The 26,181-nt window shown below is 68.2% G+C and carries 21 protein-coding genes; 13 read left to right on the top strand and 8 right to left on the bottom strand.

Features of this window, described 5'->3' with window-relative positions; genetic code table 11:
• Positions 1–19: 19 nt before the first annotated feature.
• Positions 20–1,600 carry a malate synthase A gene (gene aceB, locus A37U_RS0121460; protein ID WP_026197465.1) on the bottom strand — a complete coding sequence of 527 codons (1,581 nt, stop codon included), beginning with the start codon at positions 1,598–1,600 and terminating at the stop codon, positions 20–22.
• A 168-nt stretch (positions 1,601–1,768) separates the two neighbouring features.
• Positions 1,769–3,754, bottom strand: a complete 1,986-nt coding sequence (locus A37U_RS0121455) for a S9 family peptidase (protein ID WP_020498736.1) — start codon at positions 3,752–3,754, stop codon at positions 1,769–1,771.
• A 173-nt stretch (positions 3,755–3,927) separates the two neighbouring features.
• Here A37U_RS0121455 and A37U_RS0121450 point away from each other — a divergent pair, with 173 nt between their 5' ends.
• The 7 genes from A37U_RS0121450 to A37U_RS0121420 all read left to right on the top strand — a co-directional run bounded on the left by A37U_RS0121450 (position 3,928) and on the right by A37U_RS0121420 (position 13,572).
• Complete coding sequence (locus tag A37U_RS0121450; protein WP_240437633.1) at positions 3,928–4,395, top strand: hypothetical protein; 468 nt, start codon at positions 3,928–3,930, stop codon at positions 4,393–4,395.
• Positions 4,356–5,234, top strand: a complete 879-nt coding sequence (locus tag A37U_RS0121445) for a hypothetical protein (protein WP_020498734.1) — start codon at positions 4,356–4,358, stop codon at positions 5,232–5,234. The genes A37U_RS0121450 and A37U_RS0121445 overlap by 40 nt, the downstream gene beginning before the upstream one ends.
• Positions 5,234–7,012, top strand: coding sequence for a GMC family oxidoreductase N-terminal domain-containing protein (locus A37U_RS0121440; RefSeq protein ID WP_020498733.1), 1,779 nt, complete (start codon positions 5,234–5,236; stop codon positions 7,010–7,012). Before A37U_RS0121445 ends, A37U_RS0121440 begins: the two co-directional genes overlap by 1 nt.
• Before the next feature lie 22 nt (positions 7,013–7,034).
• Entirely contained in the window at positions 7,035–8,564 is a 1,530-nt protein-coding gene (locus A37U_RS0121435) for an acyl-CoA synthetase (RefSeq protein WP_020498732.1), read from the top strand.
• Positions 8,565–8,679: 115 nt separating this feature from the next.
• The gene (locus A37U_RS0121430; protein ID WP_020498731.1) at positions 8,680–10,290 is read left to right on the top strand and encodes a sigma-54-dependent Fis family transcriptional regulator; all 1,611 of its coding nucleotides are present in this window, start codon (positions 8,680–8,682) and stop codon (positions 10,288–10,290) included.
• Positions 10,291–10,411: 121 nt separating this feature from the next.
• On the top strand, positions 10,412–12,283 hold the full coding sequence (locus A37U_RS0121425) for an FAD-dependent oxidoreductase (protein ID WP_020498730.1): 1,872 nt from the start codon (positions 10,412–10,414) through the stop codon (positions 12,281–12,283).
• Positions 12,284–12,315: 32 nt separating this feature from the next.
• Positions 12,316–13,572, top strand: a complete 1,257-nt coding sequence (locus tag A37U_RS0121420) for a hypothetical protein (RefSeq protein ID WP_020498729.1) — start codon at positions 12,316–12,318, stop codon at positions 13,570–13,572.
• A 41-nt stretch (positions 13,573–13,613) separates the two neighbouring features.
• Here A37U_RS0121420 and A37U_RS0121415 read toward each other — a convergent pair whose 3' ends face one another.
• Positions 13,614–14,210, bottom strand: coding sequence for a TetR/AcrR family transcriptional regulator (locus A37U_RS0121415; protein ID WP_020498728.1), 597 nt, complete (start codon positions 14,208–14,210; stop codon positions 13,614–13,616).
• Positions 14,211–14,284: 74 nt separating this feature from the next.
• Here A37U_RS0121415 and A37U_RS54445 point away from each other — a divergent pair, with 74 nt between their 5' ends.
• The gene (locus A37U_RS54445) at positions 14,285–14,617 is read left to right on the top strand and encodes a carboxylesterase family protein (protein WP_157182946.1); all 333 of its coding nucleotides are present in this window, start codon (positions 14,285–14,287) and stop codon (positions 14,615–14,617) included.
• A complete protein-coding gene (locus A37U_RS44550) occupies positions 14,575–15,780 on the top strand; it encodes a carboxylesterase/lipase family protein (protein WP_276141991.1) in 1,206 nt (401 codons plus the stop codon). The genes A37U_RS54445 and A37U_RS44550 overlap by 43 nt, the downstream gene beginning before the upstream one ends.
• Here the strand turns inward: A37U_RS44550 and A37U_RS0121405 are convergent.
• Positions 15,717–16,739: an amidohydrolase family protein gene (locus tag A37U_RS0121405; RefSeq protein WP_240437632.1), complete on the bottom strand. Its 1,023-nt coding sequence runs from the start codon at positions 16,737–16,739 to the stop codon at positions 15,717–15,719. The genes A37U_RS44550 and A37U_RS0121405 overlap by 64 nt on opposite strands.
• 71 nt (positions 16,740–16,810) lie before the next feature.
• Here A37U_RS0121405 and A37U_RS0121400 point away from each other — a divergent pair, with 71 nt between their 5' ends.
• On the top strand, positions 16,811–17,740 hold the full coding sequence (locus A37U_RS0121400) for a LysR family transcriptional regulator (protein WP_020498726.1): 930 nt from the start codon (positions 16,811–16,813) through the stop codon (positions 17,738–17,740).
• Here the strand turns inward: A37U_RS0121400 and A37U_RS0121395 are convergent.
• The 3 genes from A37U_RS0121395 to A37U_RS0121385 form a co-directional block, all read right to left on the bottom strand.
• Positions 17,733–19,199, bottom strand: a complete 1,467-nt coding sequence (locus A37U_RS0121395; RefSeq protein WP_240437631.1) for an aldehyde dehydrogenase family protein — start codon at positions 19,197–19,199, stop codon at positions 17,733–17,735. The two genes, A37U_RS0121400 and A37U_RS0121395, sit on opposite strands and share 8 nt — an antisense overlap.
• A 26-nt stretch (positions 19,200–19,225) precedes the next feature.
• Positions 19,226–20,239: an amidohydrolase family protein gene (locus A37U_RS0121390; RefSeq protein WP_020498724.1), complete on the bottom strand. Its 1,014-nt coding sequence runs from the start codon at positions 20,237–20,239 to the stop codon at positions 19,226–19,228.
• Between the two features lie 73 nt (positions 20,240–20,312).
• A complete protein-coding gene (locus A37U_RS0121385) occupies positions 20,313–21,116 on the bottom strand; it encodes a GntR family transcriptional regulator (protein WP_026197464.1) in 804 nt (267 codons plus the stop codon).
• A gap of 171 nt (positions 21,117–21,287) precedes the next feature.
• On the opposite strand from A37U_RS0121385, the gene A37U_RS0121380 reads away from it, so the two are divergent.
• From A37U_RS0121380 to A37U_RS0121370, 3 genes are read left to right on the top strand one after another with little or no spacing between them, the layout of a single operon-like run.
• Positions 21,288–22,304, top strand: a complete 1,017-nt coding sequence (locus tag A37U_RS0121380; protein WP_020498722.1) for an N-acetylglucosamine kinase — start codon at positions 21,288–21,290, stop codon at positions 22,302–22,304.
• Positions 22,291–23,217, top strand: a complete 927-nt coding sequence (locus A37U_RS0121375) for a DMT family transporter (protein ID WP_205622984.1) — start codon at positions 22,291–22,293, stop codon at positions 23,215–23,217. Before A37U_RS0121380 ends, A37U_RS0121375 begins: the two co-directional genes overlap by 14 nt.
• 5 nt (positions 23,218–23,222) lie before the next feature.
• The gene (locus A37U_RS0121370) at positions 23,223–25,277 is read left to right on the top strand and encodes a glycoside hydrolase family 36 protein (protein ID WP_240437638.1); all 2,055 of its coding nucleotides are present in this window, start codon (positions 23,223–23,225) and stop codon (positions 25,275–25,277) included.
• On the opposite strand, the gene A37U_RS0121365 is transcribed toward A37U_RS0121370, so the two are convergent.
• Positions 25,237–25,701, bottom strand: a complete 465-nt coding sequence (locus A37U_RS0121365; RefSeq protein ID WP_020498719.1) for a hypothetical protein — start codon at positions 25,699–25,701, stop codon at positions 25,237–25,239. The two genes, A37U_RS0121370 and A37U_RS0121365, sit on opposite strands and share 41 nt — an antisense overlap.
• Positions 25,702–26,181: the final 480 nt, after the last annotated feature.

Below are 26,181 nucleotides of genomic sequence, written 5' to 3'. Positions count from 1 at the left end.
CGTCAACTGATCCGCGCCGTCAACTGATCCGCTGGTAGGCGGGCAAGGTCAGGAAGTCGGCGAACTCCTCGGCAAGGGCTACCTCGCCGAAGATCTCCACCGCGGTCTCCAGCCGGTCCGCGGGGATCTCCCCGGCCAGTTCCGCCCCGGTCTCCGCCAGGATCTCGCGCACCAGCTCCGCGGTCAGCACCGCACCGGTGTCCAGCCTGGTGCCGTTGTGGATCCACTGCCAGAGCTGCGAACGGGAGATCTCCGCGGTCGCCGCGTCCTCCATGAGGTTGTGGATCGCGGCCGCGCCGTTACCGCCGAGCCAGGACGCGATGTAGCGCACCCCGACATCGACCGCGGAACGCACGCCACGCTCGGTCGCCTGCCCCGGGGTCGCCGCGACATCCAGCAGTTCGTCCGCCGTGACCTCGACATCCTCGCGCAACCGGTCGAGCTGGTTCGGCCGGTCACCGAGCACCGCGCCGAACTCCTCGGCGCAGATCGCCACCAGATCGGGATGGGCGACCCAGGAACCGTCGAACCCGGCTGCGGCCTCCCTGCGCTTGTCCTCGTGCACCTTGGCCAGTGCCCGCTCGGTGACCTGTGGATCGCGCCGGTTCGGGATGAAGGCGGCCATTCCACCGATCGCGTAGGCGCCGCGCCGGTGACAGGTACGCACCAGCAGTTCGGTGTAGGCGCGCATGAACGGTGCGGTCATGGTGACCCCGTCCCGGTCCGGGAGCACGAACCGCTCGCCCGCGTCCCGGAAGTACTTGATCACGCTGAACAGGTAGTCCCACCGGCCCGCGTTCAGCCCCGAGGCGTACTCGCGCAGTTCGTACAGGATCTCGTCCATCTCGAAGGCCGCGGGGATCGTCTCGATCAGCACCGTGGCCCGCACGCTCCCGCGCGGGATCCCGAGCGCGGCCTCCGCGTGCGCGAACACCTCGGCCCAGAGCCGCGCCTCCAGGTGACTTTCCATCTTCGGCAGGTAGAAGTACGGGCCGCTGCCGTGTTCGAGCAGATAGGCGGCGTTGTGGAAGAAGTAGAGCCCGAAGTCGACCAGCGCGCCGATCGCGGGCCGCCCGCCGATCTCGATATTGCGCTCGTCGAGGTGCCAGCCCCGCGGGCGCACCACGATGGCCGGACGCTGCTGCCCCTCATGCAGCGCGTAGTGCTTGCCCTCCGGGCTGTCGTAAGTGATCTGCCCGCGCACCGCGTCGTAGAGATTGCGCTGCCCGCCGAGCACGTTCGCCCAGTGCGGAGTGTTCGAATCCTCCAGGTCGGCGAGCCACACCTTGGCCTGAGAGTTGAGCGCGTTCACCGTCATCTTCCGGTCCGTCGGCCCGGTGATCTCCACCCGCCGGTCGTGCAGGGCGGGCGGGGCGGGCGCCACCTGCCACTGCCCCTCGCGGATCGTCCTGGTCTCCTCGAGCCAGTCCAGCCGCCCGGTTTCGGCGACCTGTGCCCGCCGCCGCGCCCGCGCCGCCAGCAGCTCTGCACGGGTCCCGGCGAAGGCCTCGTGCAGTTCTGCCAGGAAACGCAGCGCCTCCGGGCTCCGGATCTCCTCGGTTGCCTCGACTTCGGCTCCCAGCACACGAACATCGGACACGATCGACACCTCACCTAGTGATTCTGCATAGCGGATAGTAATTTCTACTCTGCGAAAATACTCCGCTCACCAGGGAGGCGCCAACCAGGTCAGTCCACCGGGATGCTCATCGGATGGTCGCGGCCGCTGTCCGCGTCGTGGACTGGCCACGCCCGCCGGGGGCGCTGATCAGTACCCGTTCGGCGGCATGTGTTCGGTGAACCAACCGAGGATCCGGGTGAGCAGATCGGTGACCGCGGGATAGGCGCGCACCCCGTGGCCCTCGCCCGGGTACACGACCAGCGCCGAGTCCACGCCCCGGTCGAGCAGCGCATGGTGGAACTCCAGCGCCTGGCCGGGCGGGGTGCACCGGTCCCTGGCCCCGGCCACGGTCAGGCAAGGTGTGCGGACCTTGCTGGCCTGCAGCACCGGACTGCGGGTGTGCGCGGGCGATCCGGGTTGTTCCGGGTCCGCGCGCAGGAAGGCGTTGCCCCAGCCGTTGATGTTGCTGGTGAAGGACTGGCTGTACCAGTCGGTGACCGGGGCGATGGGTACCGCGGCGGCGAACCGCTGGTCCTGGGTGACGAGCCAGGCGGACATGAAACCGCCGTAGCTTCCGCCGATCAGGCCGACGCGGTCCGGATCGGCGATACCCTGTCCGGCCAGCCAGTCGATGCCCGCGAGGAAGTCACCGGTATCCGCCCCGCCCATGTCCCCGACGACCTGTCCGGCGAACTTCTGCCCGCGGCCGCCGCTGCCCCGCGGGTTCGGGTTGAGCACCGCATAGCCGTGCGCGACGAGCAGCGGTACCCACGGATAGTTGAGGGACCAGGTGTCGCGGAACGCCCAGATGGGCCCGCCGTGCACGTTCACCACCAGTGGATGCGGTCCCGCACCCCGCGGGGTGCAGAGCATGCCGTCGATCTCCAGCCCATCGGCGGCCTGCCAAGTGATCGGCCGGGCGGTACCGGCTACCGAGGACAGGTAGTCGGTGCCCGGACCGGCGACCGAACCGAGCACCGTATCGGTTTCGCCATCGGTGCTGATCAGTTCCTGGGGCAGGGCATAGGATTCGCGGATCGTGATGACCCGGCCGTCCGCAGTGAACGTGCCGTCCGGATAGAACCAGCTGCCCCCGCACGCCTGCGCGGTGGCGAACACCTCGGTCACCGCTTCGCTCGGCACGTCCACGATCCCGGCGACCGAGTCCATCCGCCGCAGCCCGAGGAAACCGAGCCGCCGCTCATCGATCCACTGCAGCCGGGTGACATCGGTACCCGCCGTGTCGATGCGGTGCCGCGCCCCGGTTTCCAGTTCGATGACCGAGAGCTCACCCGCGAGGATCCAGCGATCACTGCAGACCGCCTCGGCGACCGCGGCGTAGCGGCCGTCCGGGGATCCCACCGGAAGACCGAGCTGCACCTCGCTGCGCAACAGCTCCCTGCTCGTCCCGGTGGCCGAGTCGATGTGGTGCAGCGCGGCGCCGTACCAGGAATCCTCGCTCGGATCGTCCGAGGCGATCGCGAGGACCCCGGCCGGTCCCGCCCAGCCCGCCTCCCAGCAGTTCAGCCCGTCCGGCGAGATCCGCCGCACGGCACCGGTTTCCACGATGTACAGCCACAGGCCGCGCCAGGCGTCCTCCGTCGCGCCGGTGTCCACATCCGGTAACCAGTCCGTGGCGGGGGCATCGGTGGCCGTGGTGGTCGTCCCGGAACCCTGAGCACCGGAAAGGTCGGCACCGAGCCCGGCGACCCCGAGCAGAATGTGCCGCCCGTCCGGGGACCAGTGTGCGTACTCCACCGTTCCGGGCACCTTCGGCGCGGCGACCGCTTCACCGAAGTCGTCGTCCCGCAACAGATAAAGCTGGAACTCGCCGGGTGTGACGCGGTCGGCGAGGAAGGCGAGCGCCGACCCGTCCGGGGCGAACCTGGCCGAGCGGGCCGATCCGGTGCCCGCGGAAACCGGCCGGAGTTCGCCGTCCCCGGTGTAGATCCCGGTGCGCGGATGACCGGCGAGCCGATCGAACACCAGGCCGGTCACGGCGACCCGCGTCCCGTCCCGGGAGACTTCCGGCTCGCGCAGCGCATGGGGCCGCCCGAACGCGGGCTCGTGCAGCCGCCGCAAATGCTCGGCGACCGCGGCGAATTCGATGGTGTCTCGCAGGTCGGCTTTCATGTGATCCCTCTCGGCACGGTGCGGTCGGGGTCCACCTTCGCCGGTCGGACCGCCGTGCGCCACCGACAGATGTCGGCCACCCGCCGCGCGGGGTTCGACAATCGCCCCGGCTGCGTGAAGTATCCGGCGACCGTCGATGGCCGCCACCGGCGGCAGCTGCCTACCGTGCGGGTATGGCGTGGAACGGACGGCGAACGATGCCCGAGGAACAGCTGGAATACCCGGCGGCCAGGACGGTCGATGTGCGGGAAGAATTCCCCGGCGCCGGTTTTCCCGATCCGTATCGCTGGCTGGAGGACGAATCGGAGCAGGCGCGAGCGTGGCAGCGGGCGCAGAACGCGCTTACCGACCGGATCATCGAGGGCTGGCCGTATCCGGACGCGTCGCGCGCCTCGGTGGACCACTGCGTGGCCGACGGCTCCGGTTCACCGAACTGGATGGTCGATCCGGTGCCGTGGTTCGCGGGCGGGCGCAGGTTCCGTCTGGACCGGGTTCCCGAACCGGACTACCCGGACCGCGCCGTCGTGGTGGTCTCGGACGGTTCCGGCGACTGTTTCAACTTGGAACAGTCGCCGGAGTGGCCGCATCGGATACTGAGCCCATGGACGAGGCGCGGACCTGGGACAGGCGGGGATTTCTGACCCGGATCGGGTTGTTCGGCGCGGCCGGTGCCGGTGGGCTGCTTGCTGCGCCCGCCGCGGCCGCGCCGCGCGAACCGATCGAGGATGTCGTCGGGCTGCTGCGGCCGGTGCTGGACGAGCTCGCGCGGGACACCATGACGGGACTGTCGGTGTTCGTGTGCCCCGGCCCGGACGCGCACTCGGTCGCGCAGGGGACCCGGCGGAGCGAGCCGGGGGCGGTGGAGGCGGGAACACCGCGGTTCCTGCTGGACGCGCTGAACAAGTTCATGCCGTTACCGGACGAGTTGCTGCGCCCGGCGGTCGCCGCGCTGGTGACGGCACTGTCGGATGCGGGCGTGCACCTGCCGATCCTGGACGGTCTGCCGAACGTGGTCGCCACCCTGGACAAAGCACTGGCGAAGCTGTTGCAGAACAATGCGACGGTTCCGCTTCCGGTGGTCGCGGCGGCGCTGCTGAATCTGGTGGCGACCGGGGTGAAACCGGCGGCGGTCGCCGGACCGCTCGGTTCGCCGTTCTCGCGGCTGTCCTTCGCGGAGAAGGCCACGGTTTTCTCGGTGATCGAGGCGCCGCTGCCGGATCTGGTCGCGGTGCTGGATGTGCACCTGCCGCAGCCGTTGAAGGCCTCTCTTTCCGGGCTGCTGAAGTTTCTCGGCGGGGCGCTGCTGGAGTTCGCCGCGTTCGGCTCGTACAGCGAGTTCGCCGTGTTCGATCCGGTGCGCAGGAAGCTCATCGCGCGGCCGGTCGGCTGGACACTTTCCGGATACCAGCCGGACGGCCCGGTCGAGGGCTGGGACGAATTCCTCGGCTATTACCAGGGACGTCAGGAGGTACGCGGCTGATGCGGGATGTGATCGTGGTCGGGGCGGGGGCCGGTGGCCCGGTGGTGGCCAAGGAACTGGCCGCGAAAGGGCTCGACGTGCTGGTGCTGGAAGCCGGGCCGAGACATGCGGACCCGCGCGCGGAGTGGACGAGTTTCGAGAACGACGCGAACAATCCGCTCACCGGATTCCTCCGGCTGGGCCCGACGGACCGGACCCGGCCTGCGTGGTTCCGGGAGTTGCCGCAGAATTCGTTCGTGTGGCAGGTTTCCGGAGTCGGCGGGACGACACAGCATTTCTACGGGAACTATCCCCGGCCGTATCCGGGGGTGTTCGACGACTACACGGGGCCGGATGCCGCGGCCTACGACATCCAGCACCGCTTTCCGTTCGGATTCCGGGAACTGCTGCCGTACCTGGAGTGGGTCGAGGCCACCGCCCCGGTCGCCACGGCCGCCATGGGGCACAAGGAGCAGACGTTTTTCCGGGGCTGTGAATCCCTCGGCCTTCCGGTGCAGACCACGAAAACCACCCGTGAAGCCTCGTATCGCCCGCAGCAGAACGCGGTACTGCAACCACACGGAACGGCGGGACGCAGCGCGGACACCGACCTGCTGCACTACCCGCGGGCCACCGGATGCACGTTCTGCGGCTACTGTTTCCAAGGCTGTATGCGCCCGGTCGGTGCGCCGCGCAACCAGTACGCGAAACGGTCCACCGACAATTCGTATGTGCCGATGGCGCTGACCGCGGATGCGTGGGCGCGGGGCGGGAAACCGAGCACGCTGATCACCGATGCCTACGTCACCCGGATCCACGCGGAAACCAGGAATGGCAAGCTGACCGCGAGCGGGGTCACCTGGAAGGACAACACCACCGAGACCGAGCACCGCGAGGACGCCCGCGTGGTCGTGCTGGCCGGTGGCTGTGTGGAAAACCCACGGCTGTGGCTCAACAGTGGGCTGCCGAATCCGAACGACTGGGTCGGACGCGGGGTCACGGACCATTTTCTCGACTGGGTCGTCGGGGTGTTCGACGATCCGGTCGGCAATCCGAAAGGTGTCGGTTCGGCCGCGCGCGCCGATTTCCCGTCGAAGGGTGGACTGGAGAACGTCGGTGTGCCACCGGCTTTGCACGCCTTCGCGATGAACTTCTCGGACAGCGGTATCCACGGCCACTATGCGAACGGGCGCGGTCCGGTGGGCCCGTGGGACGGACCCGCCGGTCGCCTGACCGGGCCGATGCTGAAGGACCTCATGAGCGGGCGCCTGGAGAATCTGCTGTCCGTCGTGGTCCTCACCGATGACGACGTGCAACCGGAGAACCGTGTCGTCCGCTCCGGGCTCCCGCTCGGGGACGAACACGGCCCGGTGCCGAAGGTGCAGATGTGGGGCCGCAAGCGCACCCGGCGCACCCTGGAGAACCGGGAATTCCTCGCCCGCAGGGCCGCCGAGGTGATCCGCGGTGCCGGGGCGAAGCGGGTCTACCGGATCGACTGGGCGCCCTTGCTGCTGCACATTCAGTCCTCGATGCGCATGGGCGGATCCGAACGGGATTCCGTGCTGGACTCCGATGCGCAATCCCGCGCGGTCCGGGGCCTGTACATCGCCGACACCTCCGCGCTGGCCAACGCGCTCGGCGGCCCGAACCCGACCCTGACCACCCAGGCCCTCGCCACCCGTACCGCCGAGAAGATCTTCGCGGAGCACTTCGGGGGAGATCCCTGGGTGTACGCTGACAATCCTGTCGTTTCAACCGATCCCCGCATCACCGTCCGGCTCGGTCAACTCGGACTCTGACCCGGTCCGAGTGGAGGTGGGTATGTATCTGACACAGACCCTGCACCGCGCGGTTCAGCAGGCCCCCGACCGTCCGGCCACGGTGTTCTCCGGGCGCACCCGCTCGATCGCCGAATGCGCGGACCGAGTGGCCCGGCTGGCCGGGGGACTGCGGGCGCTCGGAGTGGGCGCCGGTGACCGGGTCGGGATTCTGGCGCTGAATTCCGACCGGTACCACGAGTGTCTGCTCGCGATACCGTGGGCGGGTGCGGTGCTCAATCCGCTGAACATCCGCTGGAGTGCAGCGGAACTGTCCTACGCGCTGCGGGATTCGCGGACCGGTGTGCTGATCGTGGACGACCGGTTCGCCCCGCTCGTCCCGGTGCTGCGCGCGGAGTGCCCGCAGCTGTCGGTGGTGTTCCACGCGGGGGACCATCAGGTTCCGCAGGGCCTGCACGACTACGAACAGCTCATCGCCGAGACCGCGCCGGTCGCGGATGTACGCCGTGGCGGGGATGAGCCGCTCGGCGTGTTCTACACCGGCGGCACCACCGGCACTCCCAAAGGCGTGCTGCTTTCCCATCGCAATCTGCTCACCTCGGCCTTCGGTTCGCTGGCCACCGGAGACTTCCTCATCCCGGAGGGCCGCCTGCTGCACAGTGCGCCGATGTTCCACCTCGCCGACCTCGCCATCTGGACCGCGGGGCAGCTCAGCGGCGCGACCCACGTCATCGTGCCCGCGTTCAGCCCGGACGCGGTATTCGAGGCGATCAGTGAGCACGGAGTGACCGATCTGCTGCTCGTGCCGACCATGATCGAACTGCTCGTGAACGCTCCCGAGCTCGCCGGGCATGACCTTTCCGGGGTGCGCCACATCGCTTACGGCGCCTCGCCGATCGCGGAGACCGTGCTGCAGCGTGCCCGCGAGGCTTTCCCGAACGCGGGCTTCACCCAGGCGTACGGCATGACCGAACTGTCCCCGGTGGCCACCCTGCTGCGCCCGGGTGATCACGAGGATCCCGAACTGCGCCGCAGTGCGGGGCGGGCCGCACCCCATGGCGAGGTCCGGGTGGCCGATCCCGGGGGCGACGAGGTCGAGCGCGGCACGGTCGGGGAGATCCTCGCGCGCGGGGATCATGTCATGCTCGGCTATTGGAACCAGCCCGAAGCCACCGCCGAGGCACTGCGCGGCGGGTGGATGCACACCGGAGACGCGGGCTATATGGACGAGAACGGCTATGTGTTCGTCGTGGACCGGATCAAGGACATGATCGTCACCGGCGGCGAGAACGTCTACTCCGCCGAGGTCGAGAACGCCCTCGCCGCCCATCCCGCGGTCGCCTCGTGCGCGGTGATCGGGCTGCCCGATTCGCGCTGGGGCGAACGCGTGCACGCGGTGATCGTCCGCCACGATGGGTACGAGGCGGGCGAATCCGAGCTACGGGAGCACTGCCGCACCCTGATCGCCGGGTACAAACTCCCGCGGAGCATCGAATTCACCGAAGAACTGCCGCTGTCCGGGGCAGGCAAAATCCTCAAACGCGAACTCCGGGACCGGTACCGCACGGGATAGCACGCATCCCCCGTTCGGGTATGGGAACCGTACTCTCATCGGCGTATTGTCCACCGACAACACAGCACGATTCGTGTCATAACGGTCACCGATGTCCGTTGGGAGGGTTGTCGCCGTGGGTCCGCAGTCGGAGATCGCCCTGGCCTGGTATCGCTCGAAACAGTACGGCGTCGACCCGGAACGCGCGCTGAACAACATCGCCATCGCCGAAGTCGATCGGTCCAGCAGGCTCCTGCACGCCGCTGCCCCCGTGCTCGAAGCGTTGACCGAACAGTTGGAGGGCACCAGATTCGGGCTGGCACTGACCGACCGGGACTGCCGGATCGTGTACCGCTGGCTGGCCGATCCGAGCATGGACCGCGCCATTTCCTCGATCGGATTCGTGCACGGCGCCCAGCTCGACGAGGAACGCATCGGGGCCAATGCGTTCGGCACCGCGCACGAACTGCACCGGGCCGTCCAGATCCACGGCGGTGAGCATTACGCCGAACCGCTGCGCGCGTTCTCCTGCTACGGCCATCCCATCAAGCATCCGCTCACCGGCCGGGTAGAAGGTGTACTCGACATCACCGGCGCGGCCGCGGACAGCAACCCGCTGTTCGCGCCGCTGATCGCCAGGGCGGTCGCGGACATCCGGACCCGCATCCTCGAAGGAGCACAGGCCAGCAGGCGGCGGCTGTTCGAAGCTTTCCAATGTGCCACCGCACGCCAGCACACCCCGGTCGCCGTACTCGGCGGCGACGTCGTGCTCGTCAACCGCAGTTGCCTCGATCAGCTCGGCGTCGCCGGGCCCGCGCTGTTGCGTGTCACGGCGGGCGAACTGCCCCGTGATCGCAGTATCGAGCGGCTCCTGTATCTGCCCGATGGCGCTGCGCTCACCGTCACCCTGCGCCGCATCGAGGGCACCGAGGACGGGGTGCTCTACCGGATCGGAAAGCCGCGCCCGCAACCGGTTCCACACCCGGCCGCGGAACCGGAAGCGGCGGAGACCGTCTTCATCACCGGTGAACCGGGAACCGGGCGCAGCCATACCGCGGAGAAACTGGCCGGGACCGCGCTCGCCGGGGATGGGGAACCGGTGCGACTGCCCGCCGCCGATGCCATCCTCGGCGCGATACCGGAATGGCACGGCGAACTCCGGAAAGCATTGCGCGAGAAAAAGACGATCATCGTCGAAGACGTACACTTGTTCCCGGATCGACACCTTTCGCTGCTGCAGTCGGTCGTCCGCGACCGTCGTGGCCGGATCGTCTGCACCGCCTGCCGCGACGAAGACCTCGCGGGAGCGGTCGCGGTGATCGCGGCGCGGTGTTCCCGGCGGATCACCCTGAAACCACTGCGCGAACGACTCTCCGAGCTCCCCGCGCTGGCCGCGCCGATGCTGGCCGAGCGGTTCGGCACACCCGCGCCGGTGTTCACCGACCGGGCCATGGAGATACTGCGATCGCGTTCATGGCAAGGGAATCTGGCCGAACTCCGCGCGCTGATCGAGCGCCTGCCCGCGGTGGCGCCGGGGACCGGAATCACCCCGGAACACCTGCCCGCCGAATACCGAATCGGTGGCACGCGGCAATTCGGCGGAATGGATCTCGCCGAGCGCAATGCCATCATCGCTGCACTCGAACAGGCGGACGGCAACAAACAACAGGCGGCTCAACTGCTCGGCATCGGCCGGACCACCCTGTACCGGCACATGCGCACCCTCGGGATCCCCGACCTTTCCTGACCCGATGCACGGGGAAGTGCACCCACTGAAGCGATCCAGCGTTTCAAGATGGAACACGGACCGGTGTGTTCTCCGTGCCATTCTCTGAATCGGCTGCGGTTCGGCGATTCCAGGAGGCACGATGGCCAACGCAGATGAGCGGAAAACGGGTGGTGACTCGGAACGGAGTATCTCCTCGCGGCGTTCGATGCTGAAGGCAGCCGGCGCGGCCGGTCTCGGTGTCCTGCTGGCATCGGCCTCGGGTGTTCCCGCTTCCGCGGCGGCGGCCAACGGGCGCAGAGTGGCGGTGTTCGGTGCCGGTCCCGGTGGCATGAGTGTTGCGCACGAGCTGGCCGAACGCGGTTTCCAGGTGGATGTCTACGATCGGTTTTCCCGGCTCGGTGGCGGGGTTCGCTCGTACACGACCCCGGGCGCGGGCACCGCGGGCCGGCCGGCGCTGCCCAATACCAGCGGCGGGCATTTCTTCCTTCCCGGTTATGCGGCCATGCCGGACCTGCTGAGCCGCATTCCGACCGGAGACGGGCGCAAGGTCATCGACCGGCTCGCCTTCTCCTCACAGGGCATGCTCGGTGGCCGGATCGGTGCCAACGGCGCACTCATCGCGCTGGGGATACCGACTTCTCTGGACCGGATCGGGGAGTTCGATCCCGCGCACATCGCGCAGACCATCCAGGGAACGCTGCAGCTGCTCGGCGGTTTCCGCCCCTCGGATATTCCGCACCTGGCGAGCAAGATCGCCGCCTGGGTCACCAGCGGAACACTGCGCCGGGAAAACCAGCTGGAGTACATCGATCTGGAATACGGTTTCTTCCGCAGCGAACTGCTTTCCCCGACCGCGCACACGCTGATCCGGGACCTGGCGACCACGGTCTCGGTGGATTCGCCGACCCGCGGGATCAATTCCCTGGTGTATCTCACCGCCATCATCGACCAGATCATCAACATGCTCGCCGGGCGGCGCAGGTATCCGAAATCCCCGGAGAAGGTGCTCGACATCCTCACCGATGGCCCGGAAACCGAGGTGTGGTTCGATCCATGGGCACGGTATCTGCGCGGTCTCGGCACCCGGTTCCACCTGCGGCGCACCCTGACCCGGATCGGCGTCGAGAACGGGCGGATCGCCGGTGCGGATGTCATGGATGAACGCGGCCGCACGGAACGGGTCGAGGCGGACTGGTACGTGCTGGCGATGCCACCGGACCGGATGCGCCCGCTGCTGTCCAGGGACCTGCTCGCCGCCGATCCCGGGCTGGCGAACGTGCGAAAGCTGGATCCCGCGGTGGAATCCGGGTTCGAGATCTTCTTCCGCGATCCGGTCGGTTTCGAGCTCGGCCAGGTCACCAACCGCAACGGTGACGAACAGTGGCTGCTCACGCTTGTCGGGCTCTCCGAGATCTGGGGCATCGACCTTCGCGAATTCGGTGACGGACAGGCGAAGGGGATGCTGTCCGTGGAGTTCAACAACCATCCCTACTTCGACACACCGGGAATCCTGTACGGCAAACCCCTCAAGGACCTGAACTACGCGCAGGCCTTCGACGAGATCCGTGCCCATATCGAACGGGGAATCCCGGACGGGAAAGCCTTGCTGGCCAAGGACAATCTCCTCGGCTGGCGACCGCATCCCACACTGTCCTGGACGGGACAATCGGGCTGGACCGTGCCCGATCACCGCACGGCATCCGCGCCCGGAACGAGCAAGTACTTTCCCGATCAGGTGCGCAGGATCCCCAACCTGTTCCTCGCCGGTGGCAGCACCAAGACCGCGATCGGCGGGGACAACATGGACTCGGCCGCCCTTTCCGCGAAGCTGGCCACCAACTGGATCATCGAGGCCGCCGGAGTGCGCGAACCGCACGCCGAGCTGCCGTATTACGGCCCGCCGCCCGAACTCGAGGCCGCGCGCCGGGACGACGACCGCCGTTTCCGCGCGGGCCTTCCACACGCCTTCGACCTCGTCGCTCCGGCCAGAATGCCGCCGCCGCACGGCTGAGAAACCCATTGTTCGCGAGAAAAGGAGAGAACATGACGATTCGCACCAGGCTCGGCCGAAGGCGTGCCGTGCGCCCGCCGAGGCTGCTCGCCGTCCTGGCCGCCGTGCTGCTCGCCGTCTCACTGGGCAGTGTTCCGGCATCGGCGGCCGGAGAGCAGGCCATCCCGGGGTGGCAGAAATACGAACCGAAAGGATACGACACATCCCCGCTCCCGAAGGAGAAACAGGCCAGGGTGGCGACACCGCAGGACACCGGACTCGACAAGCTGAACGGCGAGATCGTCATCTCCTGGTGGAAACTCAAGAATCCCAAGGACCCGAAGCGTTCGCTGTTCCTGCTCGAAGCCGAGCCCGGCTGGAAGCAGCCGCGGCAGATCGGGCAACAGGGGACCTATGTCTGGGCCATCGCCGACGAGGCCAATGAGGAGCAACCGCAGTTCCCGTTCCTGAACGGAATCATTTCCTTCAAGCGGGGACTGCCGTTCGGCGGATCTCCGGGAACCGCGAGGATCGACGGTAAACCCGGGCTTCGCGGGAACAATCTCAGCTTCGATCATGATCCCGCGGCGAACACCTGGCATGTGCAGGGGCAGTCCCCGAACAATTCGGCGAACTTCACCGTCGATCAGGTCGTTCCGGGTTCCGTCGGTTCCTATTACCCGCCCGATGGGCACACCACCGGGCCGACGAACGTGGACGCCGTGGCGAACGGCCGGGTGCACGGAAGCCTGACGCTCAACGGGCGCAAGATCGATCTGGACGGCTGGCGGACCAACTACTGGCGGATGAACATGTTCCCGAGTGTGTTCGACAGCCAGCTCAACCCGGCGACCTCCTGGCGCGGCTGGGAATGGAACATGGTCCTGGAACCCGATGGCGGGGCGAGCCAGTACTACGCCATGATGGACCCGAGCGGCCGGATGCACGACGGCTATCTGGTCGACGCCCGTCCATCGGGAACCCGGGTCTGCTCGCGGATCACCATGAAATTCGGTGACTACCATTGGGGACGCTCGATGTTCGGGGACATCTCGCCGCCGTTCCAGCGCTACACCATTCCGGGATGGATCAAGGTGAAATGCGCACCCGGGGAGAAGGTGCAGATGGAGAAGACTTTCTATCCGGACTCGCGGGACTACGTCGACGCGGGCCTGCTCACCGCGACCGAGATGCCGATGCACACCGTTCCCGGTTCGTTCGGCACCTACGAACACATGCGGTACAGCACCTACCGCGCGCAGAAGTTCGCCGAGCGAAACCAGGTCTCCCAGAGTGCGCAGTCCCGGTAGGGAGCCGGAACACCTGGGCCGCGCTGTTCGCCCGAGCCCGATCACGGGGCGAACAGCCGGTCCAGGTGCGCATCGATGGCGGAAAGGGCACCCTCGGGCTGGACGACGCCGAGCTCGAGCAGGGTGGTGAAGCCGGTGAGGGCGAGCAGCAGATCGGTCTCGGTGCCGGGATCGCGGTGTGCCTCGATATGCCCATCGGCGATCGCGGTGCGGATCAGCTCCTCGAGCCTGGCGCGCGCGTGCCGGAGATCTTCGCCTGCCTGGTCGCGGAGTTCGCGGTCGTGCAATGCCTCCAGCACGTAGGCGGCGCTCATCCGGCTGGAAGCGCGGGAATCGGTCTGCAGTGGCAGCAGCTCGGTGAGCATCAGCGCCAGGATGTCGCGGGGGTGCGGTTCCCTGCCGAGCCGGTGCAGCCGGTTCTGCACGCGCAGCGAGCGCTGTTCGGCGGCGAAGTCCATGGCGAAGGTGAGCAGCGCGGTCCGGGAACCGAAATAGTGCTGGAGCTGCCCGAGGGAGATGCCCGCCTCCTGCGCGACCTCGCGCATCGTGGCCTGGGCGACTCCCTGCTGGTCCACGACCCGCCACAGCGCACGGGCGATCGCTTCGCGGCGTTGCCGGTGATCGACCTTCTTCGGCATCCGACTCTCTCCCACGGGTTCCAATACATGTGACATAATACAGTTGACTTGGAACATCGGCGAGGGGAGTGGGCGTGTCCGGTTCCGGGCAACCGCCCAGGGTGCGCACGGCGGCGGGCGTGGTGCAGGGCCGGTGGCGGCCGGGCCTCGCCGAGTTCCGCGGCATCCCGTACGCCCACCCCCCGGTCGGTGCACGGCGCTTCGCCGCGCCCGTCCCGCCGGTCCCCTGGGAAGGCACCAGGCAGGCCACGGAGTTCGGCGCCCCGCCACCGCAGTCCGGCCCGGTGCAGGTGGAAGCGGAACGGGATCCGGGCTGGCTGACCCTCAACATCGGCACCCGGATCCCGGCGCGGCCGGTCTTCCGGTGCTGGTGTGGATCCCCGGCGGCGCCTACATCACGGCGGTGAGCAGCGATCCGGTGTACGACCCCGCCGAATTGTGCGCGGCGGGGATCGTCGTGGTGAGCCTCGACTACCGGGTGGGTATCGAGGGGTTCGCGCAGCTGGACGGTGCCCCGGCCAACCGGGGATTCCTGGACCAGCTGGCCGCGCTGGAGTGGGTGCAGCGGAACATCGCGCGCTTCGGTGGTGATCCCGGCCGGGTCACGGTCGCCGGGCAGTCCGCGGGTGCGGGATCGGTCGCCGCCTTGCTGGCCGTGAAGCGGTCGCGGGGGTTGTTCCGCCGGGCCATGACCCATTCGGTACCGGGCAGCCATGTCACACCCGCCCTTGCGGAGCGGGCCGCCCGCGCATTCGCGGACCGCCTCGGGGCGGCGCCCACTGCGGCGGCACTGAGTGAGTTCGATCCCTGGCGGCTGGCCGCGGAGCTCACCGCGTTCAACACCGAGCTCTCCGCCGATCGCGAGCGCTGGGGCCGGATCGCGCAGGCCGGGGTGGCCGTCTGCCCCGTGCTCGATGGCGAGGTTCTTCCGGAACCCCCGTGGTCCGCGCTGGCCGGTGGGCGGGCGGACGGAATCGAACTGTTCGCCGGGCACACCCGCGAGGAGTTCCGGCTGTTCTCGGTCATGGCCGGGCGGGCCGGGACCTTCACCGAGCAGGAAACCCGGACCGCGCTGCAGGACCTGGCCCCGCAACCGGGTGATGCGCGGGCCTATCGCGAAGCCTATCCGCACGCAGCCGCGGAGGAACTGCTGGAGATCGTGTTCTCCGATGCGTTGTTCCGGATGCCGTCAGTGCACCTGGCCGAGGCGAACGCGAAGGCGGGCGGTGCCTCGTTCCTGTTCGAGCTCAGCCTTGCCGCGCCGGGGCTCGGTGGCGTGCTCGGCGCGTGTCACAGCCTCGATGTCCCGCTCGCCTTCGGCACCCTGGACAGCCCTACCGGCAGTCAGGTGTTCGGTGCGGCGCCGGGACCCGGAGTCCGCCGGGTTTCCCGGGAACTGCGGCAAGCCTGGGTCCGGTTCGTCACCGATGGCGATCCCGGCTGGCCCGCGTACCACCCCGACCGGCGGCTCACCCGCGTGCTGGACACCGACTCCCGGACCGTTCCCTATCCCGAGGAGGAATCCCGCCGGATCTGGGCGGAACATTTCCCGGTGCCCTTCGGGTCCTGATCGGCTCCCGGGGCTCGATCGATCCGGGCCACAGCAGCGGGAAACAGCCGCAGTGCGTTGTGGCCGATGGCCGCGCGTTGCTCCCTCGGCAGCCCGGTGAAGTCCGCGAGCGCCTGCCGGTTTGCCTCCAGTGTCGTTTCGGTGCTGCACGGCACCCCGCTGTCCGAGCCGTAGACGAGGTGCTCCGGTGAGGTCATGGCCAGTGCGGGGGCCAGGGAATGCCCGGTTCCGGTCGCCGCGGTGTCCAGATACAGCCCGGCGAGCTGCGCGCGGATCTCGTGTTGCTCGATCCGGTTCGGGTTCGGCACCCAGTCCTGGGTGCCGAGCAGCTCCAGGCGCCCGGCGAGCGCGGGCAGCGCGCCGCCGCAGTGCGCGAGGATGAGCCGGAAATTCGGGAACCGGCGCAGAATCCCGGCGTACAGCAGGTCCACGACGGTGCGGGCGGTTTCGAAGGCGACCTCGAGCAACGGGCTGGGGCGGCCGAGGTTCGCGGGTGCGTAAGCATCCGGGTGGGCGAACACGGTCGCGCCCCGACGGTCGAGTTCCGCCCATACCGGTTCCAGGCTCGGGTCACCGAGCGAGACGCCGTTGTAGTCGCAGGTCACGGCGAATCCGTCCACGTGCAGCTCGTCGGCGCAGCGCGCGATCTCGGCAAGCGCGGCCCGCGGGTCATCGGTCGGCAGCGCGGCGAGCAGACCGAATCGGGTGGGATGGGCGGCGACGAGCGCGGCGCCGTAGTCGTTGGACTCCCGGAGCGCATCGGGAGTTTTGGGGATATTGCTGAGCAATTGCATCGCGACGCCCGCGCGGTCCATGTAGTCCAGTGTTCCCGCCACGGTCCAGTGGTAGGGCTGCGGTGCGAGGAACCGCTTCGCGCGCATCGCCTGCCACCGGGCCTGTCGTTCCCGGGCCGTGGTCGGCGGGGTGAAATGCGCGTGCACATCGAGTAATCCGGTCACACATCCGAGGATGCCGCGCGCGCTGTAGCCAAGGAAGCAAATCCGTTCCATGCCGGATATAGACTGGCCCTATGTCCATGGAGTCCGAGCCGGCGAACCTGCACAGCCTGGACAACAATCACCTGCACGCCTTGCATGCGCTGCTGACCGAGCGCACGGTCACCGGTGCGGCGCAGCGTCTCGGTCGCACCCAGCCGACGTTGTCCGCGGTATTGGCCCGGCTGCGCAGGCACTTCTCCGATGATCTGCTGACCAGGTCCGGGAATCACTATCAGCTCACCCCGTTCGCGGCCCAGTTGCTCCCGCTCACCAATGTCGCCGTGGTCGCGGTCGAACGGGTCTTCTCCGCCGAATCGAGCTTCGATCCGGCGGGCTCCGAGCGGGTTTTCACCATCGTTTCCTCGGACTACGGAATCAGTGTCATCGGCGCGCATCTGGTGGCACTGCTGGAAAAGCGGGCACCGCGGGCCAGTGTGCGCTTCGAGCCGGTCACCCCGGATGTGCTCAGCAGGGATCCGGAGTTCTACCGGACCGTGGACGGCGTGTTCATGCCGCACGGCTACCTCGATCTCCCGCGGTCGATGGATCTGTTCCGGGACCGGTGGGTCTGTGTGGCGGCCGCGGACAACCCGGCGATCGGGGACCGGCTGAGCATGGCCGAGCTGCGCAACCTGCCGTGGGTGGCAACCTTCGGTAATCCGCTGGGGCGTGCGCCTGCGTGGCGGCAGATGGAACTGCTCGGCGTCACCCCCCGGGTGTGCGCCACCGCGGATTCCTTCCTGAGCATGCTGCAACTCGTCCGCCGCACCGGTGGGCTCGCGCTGGTCCAGCACAAGCTCGCCGCCGGGATGGCGGAGGCATTGGGGGTCCGGATACTGCCCTGCCCGTTCGACGCGGTGCCCATCGTCGAAGCGTTCTGGTGGCATCCGATGCACGATCCGGACTCCGCTCATGCCTGGCTGCGTGGCTTGCTCACCGAGGCGCGTGCCGAGCTCAGCTGACCTCGACAGACGGCGCCCAGCGCGGAATGTCGGCGGTGCCGGAGGGCAACCGCAGGCTCTTGCTGTAACCGAACTCCTGCAGCGTTTCCAGGGCGTGTTCGCGGCCGTAACCGCTCGCGCCGACCCCGCCGAACGGGGTTCCGGTGAACGCGCGGTTGTAGTGGTTGACGAACACCATACCCGCGCGCAGTGCCCGGCCGACCCGCATGGCGCGCTCCGCATCGCGGGTGAAAACCCCTGCCACGAGCCCGAATTCTGTGCCGTTGGCGATGCGCAGCGCCTCGGCCTCGTCGTGGAAAGGGATCAGGCACACCACCGGGCCGAAGATCTCCTCTCTGGCGATGCGCATGTCCGGGGCGACGCCGGTGAACAGGGTCGGTGGCGCGTAGTACCCCTCGGCGAGCGCGGGATCGGTGGGCAATGGCGCCTGTGCCGCGATTTCCGCGCCTTCGGCCACCCCGATCTCCAGGTAGTCCAGCACCCGCTTGCGTTGCGCCGGGGTGACGAGCGGCCCGACGTGGGTGCCCGTGTCCGCGCCGTCGCCGACCCGCAGGCGGCGCACGGCGGCGGCGTAGCGCCGGGCGACCTCCGCATACCGATCGGCGTGCACGAGGACGCGGGAGGCGGCGGTGCAGGCTTCGCCCTGGTTGAAGAATCCCCCTTCGAGGGCCCAGGGCAGCGCCGAATCCAGGTCGGCGTCCGCGAAGATCAGCAACGCGTTCTTGCCGCCGAGCTCCAGCAGGGCAGGAGTCAGGTTGTCCGCAGCCGTTTTCAGCACCGCCGTTCCGGTCGCGGGTGCGCCGGTGAAGGAGATCTTCCCGACCAGTTCGTGCCCGGCGAGCGCCGCACCGATCTTCCCGGTTCCCGGGACGACGTGCACGACATCGTCCGGGAGCACCGAGCGGGCCAGTTCCACCATCCGCAGTACGGAAAGCGGTGCCTGCTCGGGTGGCTTGAGCACCACGGCGTTTCCGGCCGCGAGCGCGGGGGCGAGTTTGCCCGCGGTATGCAGTGGCGGCCAGTTGAACGGCACGATCGCGCCGATGACGCCGTAGGGCTCCAGCACGGTGACATCCAGGATGCTGCCCGCGTCCCGTACCTGGCCGGGCATGGCCTCGCACAGTCCGGCGAAGAGCTCGAAGATCGCGATGGCGGCCTCCAGGTCGAATTCCCGCGCCTGAGTGACCGGTTTGCCGTTGTCCCTGGATTCCAGTGCCGCGATCTCGTCGGCGTGTTCGCGCACCGCCGCGGCGATCTGCCACAGCCAGCGGCCGCGCTCCCGTGGTGTGCGGGCCTTCCAGCCGAAATGTGCCTCGTGCGCGGCGCGGACCGCCCCGTCCACCTGCGCCACTCCGGCACCCTGGACCTCCGCGGTGGGCTGACCGGTCGCCGGATTGTCCACAGTGAACACATCGGCCGGGTCCGCAGAGGACCACGGGGTACGGATCGTGGATGGCATGAGCATCGAACTCCTTCGTTGGTTGATCAGAAATGGGGCAGCAGGCCGAGTTCCGCCGCGTTCCCGCCGCCGATGGCCGCGGCGAGCCCCGGATCGGGAACCGCATCCGCCAGCCGCCGCACCGGATCCTCGATGCCCATATCGAACGGATAGTCCGAGCCGAGCAGCACCCGGTCCGGGCCTGCCGCGCGGATCAGGGCATGCAGGGACTCCGGGGTGTACACCAGTGAGTCGAACCACATCCGGGGCGGATAGGTGCTCGGTAGTTCGCGGCACCCAGCCGCCTCCGGGCGGTGACGCCAGGCATGATCGGCGCGCCCGAGGCTGGTGGGCAGATAGCCGCCGCCGTGTGCGATCAGCAGCCGTAGCCGCGGAAACCGGTCCAGCACACCGCCGAAGATCAGGTGCGTGATGGCGACCGTGTGCTCTACCGGCTGACCGACCGAATTGGCCAGATACCAGCGATCGAGGCGCGCATCGAGCGTGCATCCCCAGGGGTGGAGGAAGAGCACGGCACCGAGTTCTTCGGCGCGTGCCCACAGCGGGTTCAGCGCGGGGTCGGAGAGTTCCACGGTGCCGCCGTCCGGCAGGGGAGCGTGTGAGGAGATCTCGACGCCACGCAGTCCGTTGCCAAGCGCGTGCTCCAGGGCGGCGACAGCGGTCTCGGGATGACGCAGCGGCGCCACCCCGAGGCCGCACAATCGCTCCGGATGAGCGGCGCAATGTTCCCGGATGCCGTCATGGGTGGCCTGTGCGAGCTCCCAGGCCAGCACCGGATCCGCCCAGGAGTGGTACTGCGTCGGCGAGACCGAGACGACCTGGACGTCGACCCCGGCAGCGGTCATCGCCGCGATGCGTGCATCCGGATCGGTGAGCAGCCCCCGGTTTTCGGCGAACCGGCGCGCGCTCACCCCGGCCGAGGCACGGCCCGCGCGCAGTTCCTCGAGCTCCGCATACGCCGGGTATTCCGGACGGTAGCGCACCAGGGACTGGATTTGCGGCAGCCAGGCATGCGCATGCACATCGACGGTCCGGGGCATGTGTCCATGGTCGAGCCGGCAGCGCCGTCAAGGAAGCGCGATCTCCCGATGGGCGGTATAGAGCGAGACTATGTCAGGGAGTCTGCACCGGAACCGCCTGATTGGTGATCGAGGCCCGGAACCGGTAGCGGTCGCCCCGGTAGACCTGGACGGTCAGCTCGATCGGGCGGTCCGCCTGGTTGAAGGTCAGCTGGGTGGCCACGAGCATCGGCATGGTCTCCCCGGTCTCGAGCAGTTCCCTCTCCGAAGGCGTCGGATGCCGCGCCTCGGCGGAGTAGTCGGCGACCCGCGGCAGTTGCGGCGGATCGGCGGCGCGCAGCGTGGCGTACAGCGAGGCGGTGCTGAAATCGGTCTCGGCGAGCGCCGGGCAGACCGCGAGCGGGAGTCGGTTGTGTTCGAGCACCACGAGCAGCCCGTCCAGCAGGCGCAACCGGAGCAGGTCGAAGAGTTCGGCACCCGGGGCGATGCGCAGCTGCTCGGCCTCGGCCACGGCCGCCGGGCGGACCGAGGAGCGCAGGATCTGGCTGCTCGTCCTGAGCCCGTGCGCCTGCGCGTAGTCCGCGAAGCCCTGGATCTGCGGGGCGGAGATGGTGGGCTGCGCCGGTTCGGTGGCGTTTTCCTCGATATCGGCGATGAACCAGCCGCGGGAGGAGGTCGGGCACACGATGCCGCGCGACTCCAGCTCGGCGAGCGCGGCGCGCAGGGTCACCCGGGACACGCCGTACCGGGTCGCCAGTGCCCGCTCGGAGGGCAGCCGGTCACCGGCGCGCGGGGCGGTGGCGTGCAGGTCGTCGAGCAATCGGGCGGCGGTGCGCTCGTAGAGCGGCAGCGCGTCATCGGCGAACAGGCCGCGTGGCATCGACGTCCTTTCGGGCATACCAGAAGCATACCGGTCGACTCCGTAAGTTCGCGGTGATCGTGCCAGCTCATTCCCTGCGCCGGTAACCTGACTGATCCAGATGCATACCAAATGTTGACCGTTGACAAGCCAATTAAAGACCAATAAGTTCAGCCGACAGACCGTTGGGAGCGGACAAAGGAGTTCACCGTGGGCGAGGAGGTGGCCGTGTATCTCGGCGTCGACGGTGGAGGAACCAAGACCGCCTACTGCCTGGTCGCCGAGACCGGTGCGGTGCTCGCGCAGTGGCAGGGGCCGTCCGCCGACTACTTCTCGGCGGGGATCGATCTGGTCGCCAGGGTGCTCACCGATGGGGTCGCCGAGGTGTGCTCCGCCGCGGACATCAAACCCGGCGACATCCGGCACGCCTTCTTCGGTCTGCCCACCTACGGCGAATCGAGCGGTGATCTTCCCGCCCTGAACGCGGCGGCACGTACCGCTCTCGGGCACGATCGCTACGACTGCGGCAACGACATGGTCTGCAGCTGGGCCGGTTCGCTTGGTGGCGCCGACGGGATCAACGTGGTCAGCGGCACCGGTTCCATCGCCTACGGGGAGCGCGCCGGAACCATCGCCCGGGTCGGCGGCTGGAGCGAACTGTTCGGCGACGAGGGTTCCGCGTACTGGATCGGGAACCGCGGGCTGGCCTGTTTCACCAGGATGAGCGATGGCCGGTCGCCGATCGGACCGCTGCACGCGCTGGTGCGCGAACACCTGGGACTCACCGAGGATCTGGACCTGGTCGGCCTGGTGCTCAACCGGTGGCAGGGCAACCGCAGCATGATCGCCGCACTGAGCAGGCTCGTGGTCACCGCGGCCGGGAAGGGTGATCCGCAGGCCCGCGAGATTCTCGCCGATGCGGCTCGGGAGCTGGCCGAGATCGTGGACACGGCCCGGAAACGCCTCGGTTATCGGGACGGGCAACCGGTTCCGGTCTCCTACTCGGGCGGGGTGTTCAACGCGGGTTCGCCGATTCTGGACGCGTTCGCGCACGAACTCGCGAACCGGTACGGCGGCTACGAACTGCGCGAACCCCGCTATGCCCCGCATTTCGGCGCCGCGCTCTACGCGGCCAAGCGCGCCTGCGCCCCGCTCGGCGAGACCGCGCTCGCCCGCCTGCGGTCCGCACCACGCACAGCACTGGGAGAAGATGATGACAAGCAGTAGAAGCTGGATCCTCTACTCGTCTCTCGTGGTGATCGTCTGGGGCGTCTGGGGCGCCCTTTCCGATCTGCCGACCAATCTGTACCACTATCCGGATCAGATGGTCTACGTCATCTGGGCGCTGACCATGCTCATCCCGTGCGTGTTCGGGCTGCGCGGGAACCGCTTCGACCGGCGCCCCATCGCCGCGGTCTACGGCCTGATCGTCGGGCTCACCGGGGCGGGCGGGCAGTTGCTGCTGTTCCACACGCTCACCATCGGGCCCGCGTATCTGGTCTTCCCGATCACCGCGCTCTCCCCGGCGGTCACCGCGCTGATGGCCATCGCGTTCCTGCGCGAACGGCTCACCAAGATCGCGGTCATCGGGCTGATCGCGGCGATCGTCTCGCTGGTGCTGTTCAACATCTCCGGTGGCGACGGGGACGCGAGCGCGGGCACCTGGCTGCTGCTCTCGATCGGCATCCTGATCGCCTGGGGCGTGCAGGCCTTCTTCATGAAGAAAGCGGCCTCGGTCGGGGTGAACGACGGAACCACCTTCGCCTATATGACGATCAGCGGGCTGCTGCTGATCCCGGTCGCGATCGCGATGATGGGCGGAATCCCCGGCGGGTTCCCGTGGCAGGCACCCACGATCACCGCGGCCACCCAGGTGCTCAACGCGATCGGCGCGCTGTTCCTGGTGATGGCGATGAGCCGGGGGCGGGCCACGATCGTCGCGCCCTCCACCAACGCCCTGTACCCGGTGTTCACCGCCATCGTCTCGCTGGCGATCTATCAGAAGGTGCCCTCGATCTATTCGGTGATCGGGATTGTGCTCGCGATCGGCGGCTCGGCGCTGATGATCTACAGCGATGAGCGCGGCAACGCGAATTCGGTGTCCGGCCTCGACAGTGTCGATGAGAGGAGTCTGACGTGACCGGTATGGATCGGCGAACCATCCTGAAACTGGCCCTCGGGGGTGCCGGTCTGGCCATGGCCGGGGGATTCGGCACGGCGCAGGTGGCCGGGGCCACGAGCCGCTCCGATCTGCTCGGGGTCGGTGACGATTCCATCACCGTGGAATTCGACGACACCCTGCGCAGCCGGGTGCGGATGGCGGGCGAGCCGGTGACCGGTTTCGACGCCGGCGAGGCCCTGCTGCTCGGCGACACCACCATCGAGTCGTTCCGCTACTCCGGGCGGGAGAGCCGGAACACCCGGCATCCCCGGCACGGCGCCGGAGTTCAGGTGATCCTGCACGGTGAGTCGGAGCAGGGCGTGCGCAAGACGGTGGAACTGACCTCGTTTCAGCGCCTTTCCGGCATGGTCATCATGAAAGTGAGCTACACCAACGTTTCCGGTGCGCCGCTGCAGGTCACCGGATGGCGCAACGGGGCACACGAGCTGCTGGCCGCGTCCGGCGGATTCTATATGTTCTCCGGTGCCACCCACGAGGACCGGCGGGACTGGGTGCGGCCGATGACCGAGGGGTTCTTCCAGGAGAACTCCCTGGGAATGGTCGCTTCCGACTACGGCGGCGGCACCCCGCTGGCCACGGTGTGGCGCAACGGAGCCGGGCTCTCGGTCGGGCACGTGGAACCGGTCCCGCGGATGCTGCGGATGCCCACCCGGCGGACCACCAAGGGCGCCATGATCGCGATCGAGGGGGACAGCGCGCGCACCCTGAAACCGGGACAGCGGCTGAGCACCGACACCACGTTCCTCATCACCCATCCCCGCGACCACTATGTGCCACTGGAGCGCTATCGCCGCTATATGGCCGATATCGACCAGCGCGCGCCCCGGGTCGGCGAGCCCGCGTTCGAGGCCATCTGGTGCGCCTGGGGCTATGAGCGCGATTTCACCGTCGACCAGGTGCTCGGAACCCTGCCCAAGGCCAAGGATGTAGGCCTGGACTGGGCTGTGCTCGATGACGGCTGGCAGACCAATGTCGGCGACTGGGAACTCGATCCGAAGAAATTCCCGCGCGGGGAAGCGGATATGCGTTCCTTCACCAAGCAGATCAAGGAGAAGGGGCTGCGGCCGCGGCTGTGGTGGGCCCCGATCGCGGCGCATCCCTCGAGCAAACTGTTCGCGCAGCGCCCGGATATGCTGCTGCTGAACGAAAAGGGCGAGAAGCAGAAGGTGTCCTGGTGGGACTCCTATACCCTGTGCCCCGCCTATCCGCCGGTGATCGACTACTTCGTGCGCCAGGCGACGAAGTTCATCCGGGACTGGGGTCATGCGGGAATCAAGGTCGACGGACAGCACCTCAACGCCGTGCTTCCCTGTCACAATCCGGCGCACGGGCACGCGCGGCCGGAGGAATCGACGGAGGGACTGGCACGGTTCTGGAAACTGGTGCACGAGGCGGTACACCGGGCCGAGCCGGATGCCGTGGTCGAACTGTGCCCGTGTGGCACGGCCTTCGCATTCCACAATCTGCCCTATGTGGACCAGTATCCGGCTTCCGACCCCGAGTCCTCGTTCCAGGTGCGCAGCAAGGGCAAGTCGATGAAGGCCCTGATGGGCCCGGGCAGCAGCTATGCCGGTGACCACGTCGAGCTCAGCGATGGCGGGGACGATTTCGCGTCCAGCTACGGTGTCGGCGCGATCCTGTCGACCAAGTTCACCTATCCGCCGCGTTCGGCGAAGGACCCATACGCGCTCACCCCGGAGAAGGAGCGGCTCTGGCGCCAATGGGTGGCGCTGTACAAGAAGAACATGTTGTCCACCGGCGAATACCGCGGCGAACTCTACGACATCGGCTTCGACAAACCGGAAACCCATGTCGTGGCCAAGGATTCGACGCTGCACTACGCCTTCTACGCGCCCTCCTGGGAGGGCACCGTGGAACTGCGCGGGCTCGGGCCGGGCCGGTACCGGCTGACCGACCCGTTCCACGGCGGCTCGCTCGGCACCGTGGACGCCGCGCACAACACCGTGCGGCTGAAGTTCACGAAGTTCCAGCTGATCGAGGCTCAGCGGCTGGGATAGCAGCCGTAGCCGGGTGGCGGATCAGGACGAAAACCGCGAGCACACAGCCGATTGCCTCGGAGGCCAGGGACACGAGTCCGGGCACGGAAACCCAGTCGCCGATGTAGTTGTACAGCGCGGGCAGGCCGACCGTTCTGGACAGCACATAGGCAAGGGCCGCCAGCCCGGTGGTGAGCGCGGTCAACGTCCAGGCCGCCGCGGAGTCACGGAGGAACAACGCCGCGATCAGCACCAGATCGGCGAGGATCAGCAGCAGGAAAAGTGCTGCCACATAAGGGGTTTCACGTAGTTCGGGTGCCACGACCGGAATGTGCGCGAGCGCCGAGACGAGCAGCATGATCATGACCGGCCAGCGCAGCGGAGAACCGTACCGCCGCAGCCAGAACGCGGACACTGCCGTACCGGAAACGGAGTGGCCAGCCATGACGCACCTCCTTCGAGTGCCCCTGTGGCTCAACGATACGACGACTCTGGGGTGCCGTCCATGGACGGCACCCCACGCGGTCAGTCCGGTACGCTGGGACAACTGGTGCGCGTCTGACAATCCCGTAGCCTGCTGCGCTGCAATGTCGGCGGCGTGCCGCCGCGTGCCATGTCGGCGCCTCGCGGCGTTGTCGTCAGTCACCGCAGAAACCCGCTGCGGCTCGATCCTCCGCCTTGCCGATCTCGGGCGCGGGTGTCCCGCAGGAACACCGCCGATCTGGCTCCCGCTCGCGACGGCAGTGGATTATCAGACACGCTGTGAGTCTTTCCGGTGGCTGGTCTGGGACCGGCTGGCAGGGTTGGCGTCGGTCGTCCCACCCTTGGTCGTGACTCGAGACACGCTCGGCCCCATCGGGGTGCTCTGCTAGGGATCTGTCCGACCAGGGCGGGGTAGCCGGCGTCGTCCTGGCCCACCTCGGTG

Origin of the sequence: Sciscionella marina DSM 45152, from assembly GCF_000379465.1 — a bacterium.
Classification (GTDB): domain Bacteria; phylum Actinomycetota; class Actinomycetes; order Mycobacteriales; family Pseudonocardiaceae; genus Sciscionella; species Sciscionella marina.
The sequence above is the reverse complement of the archived record's forward strand: the minus strand, read 5'-3'. Positions and strand labels throughout refer to the sequence as shown.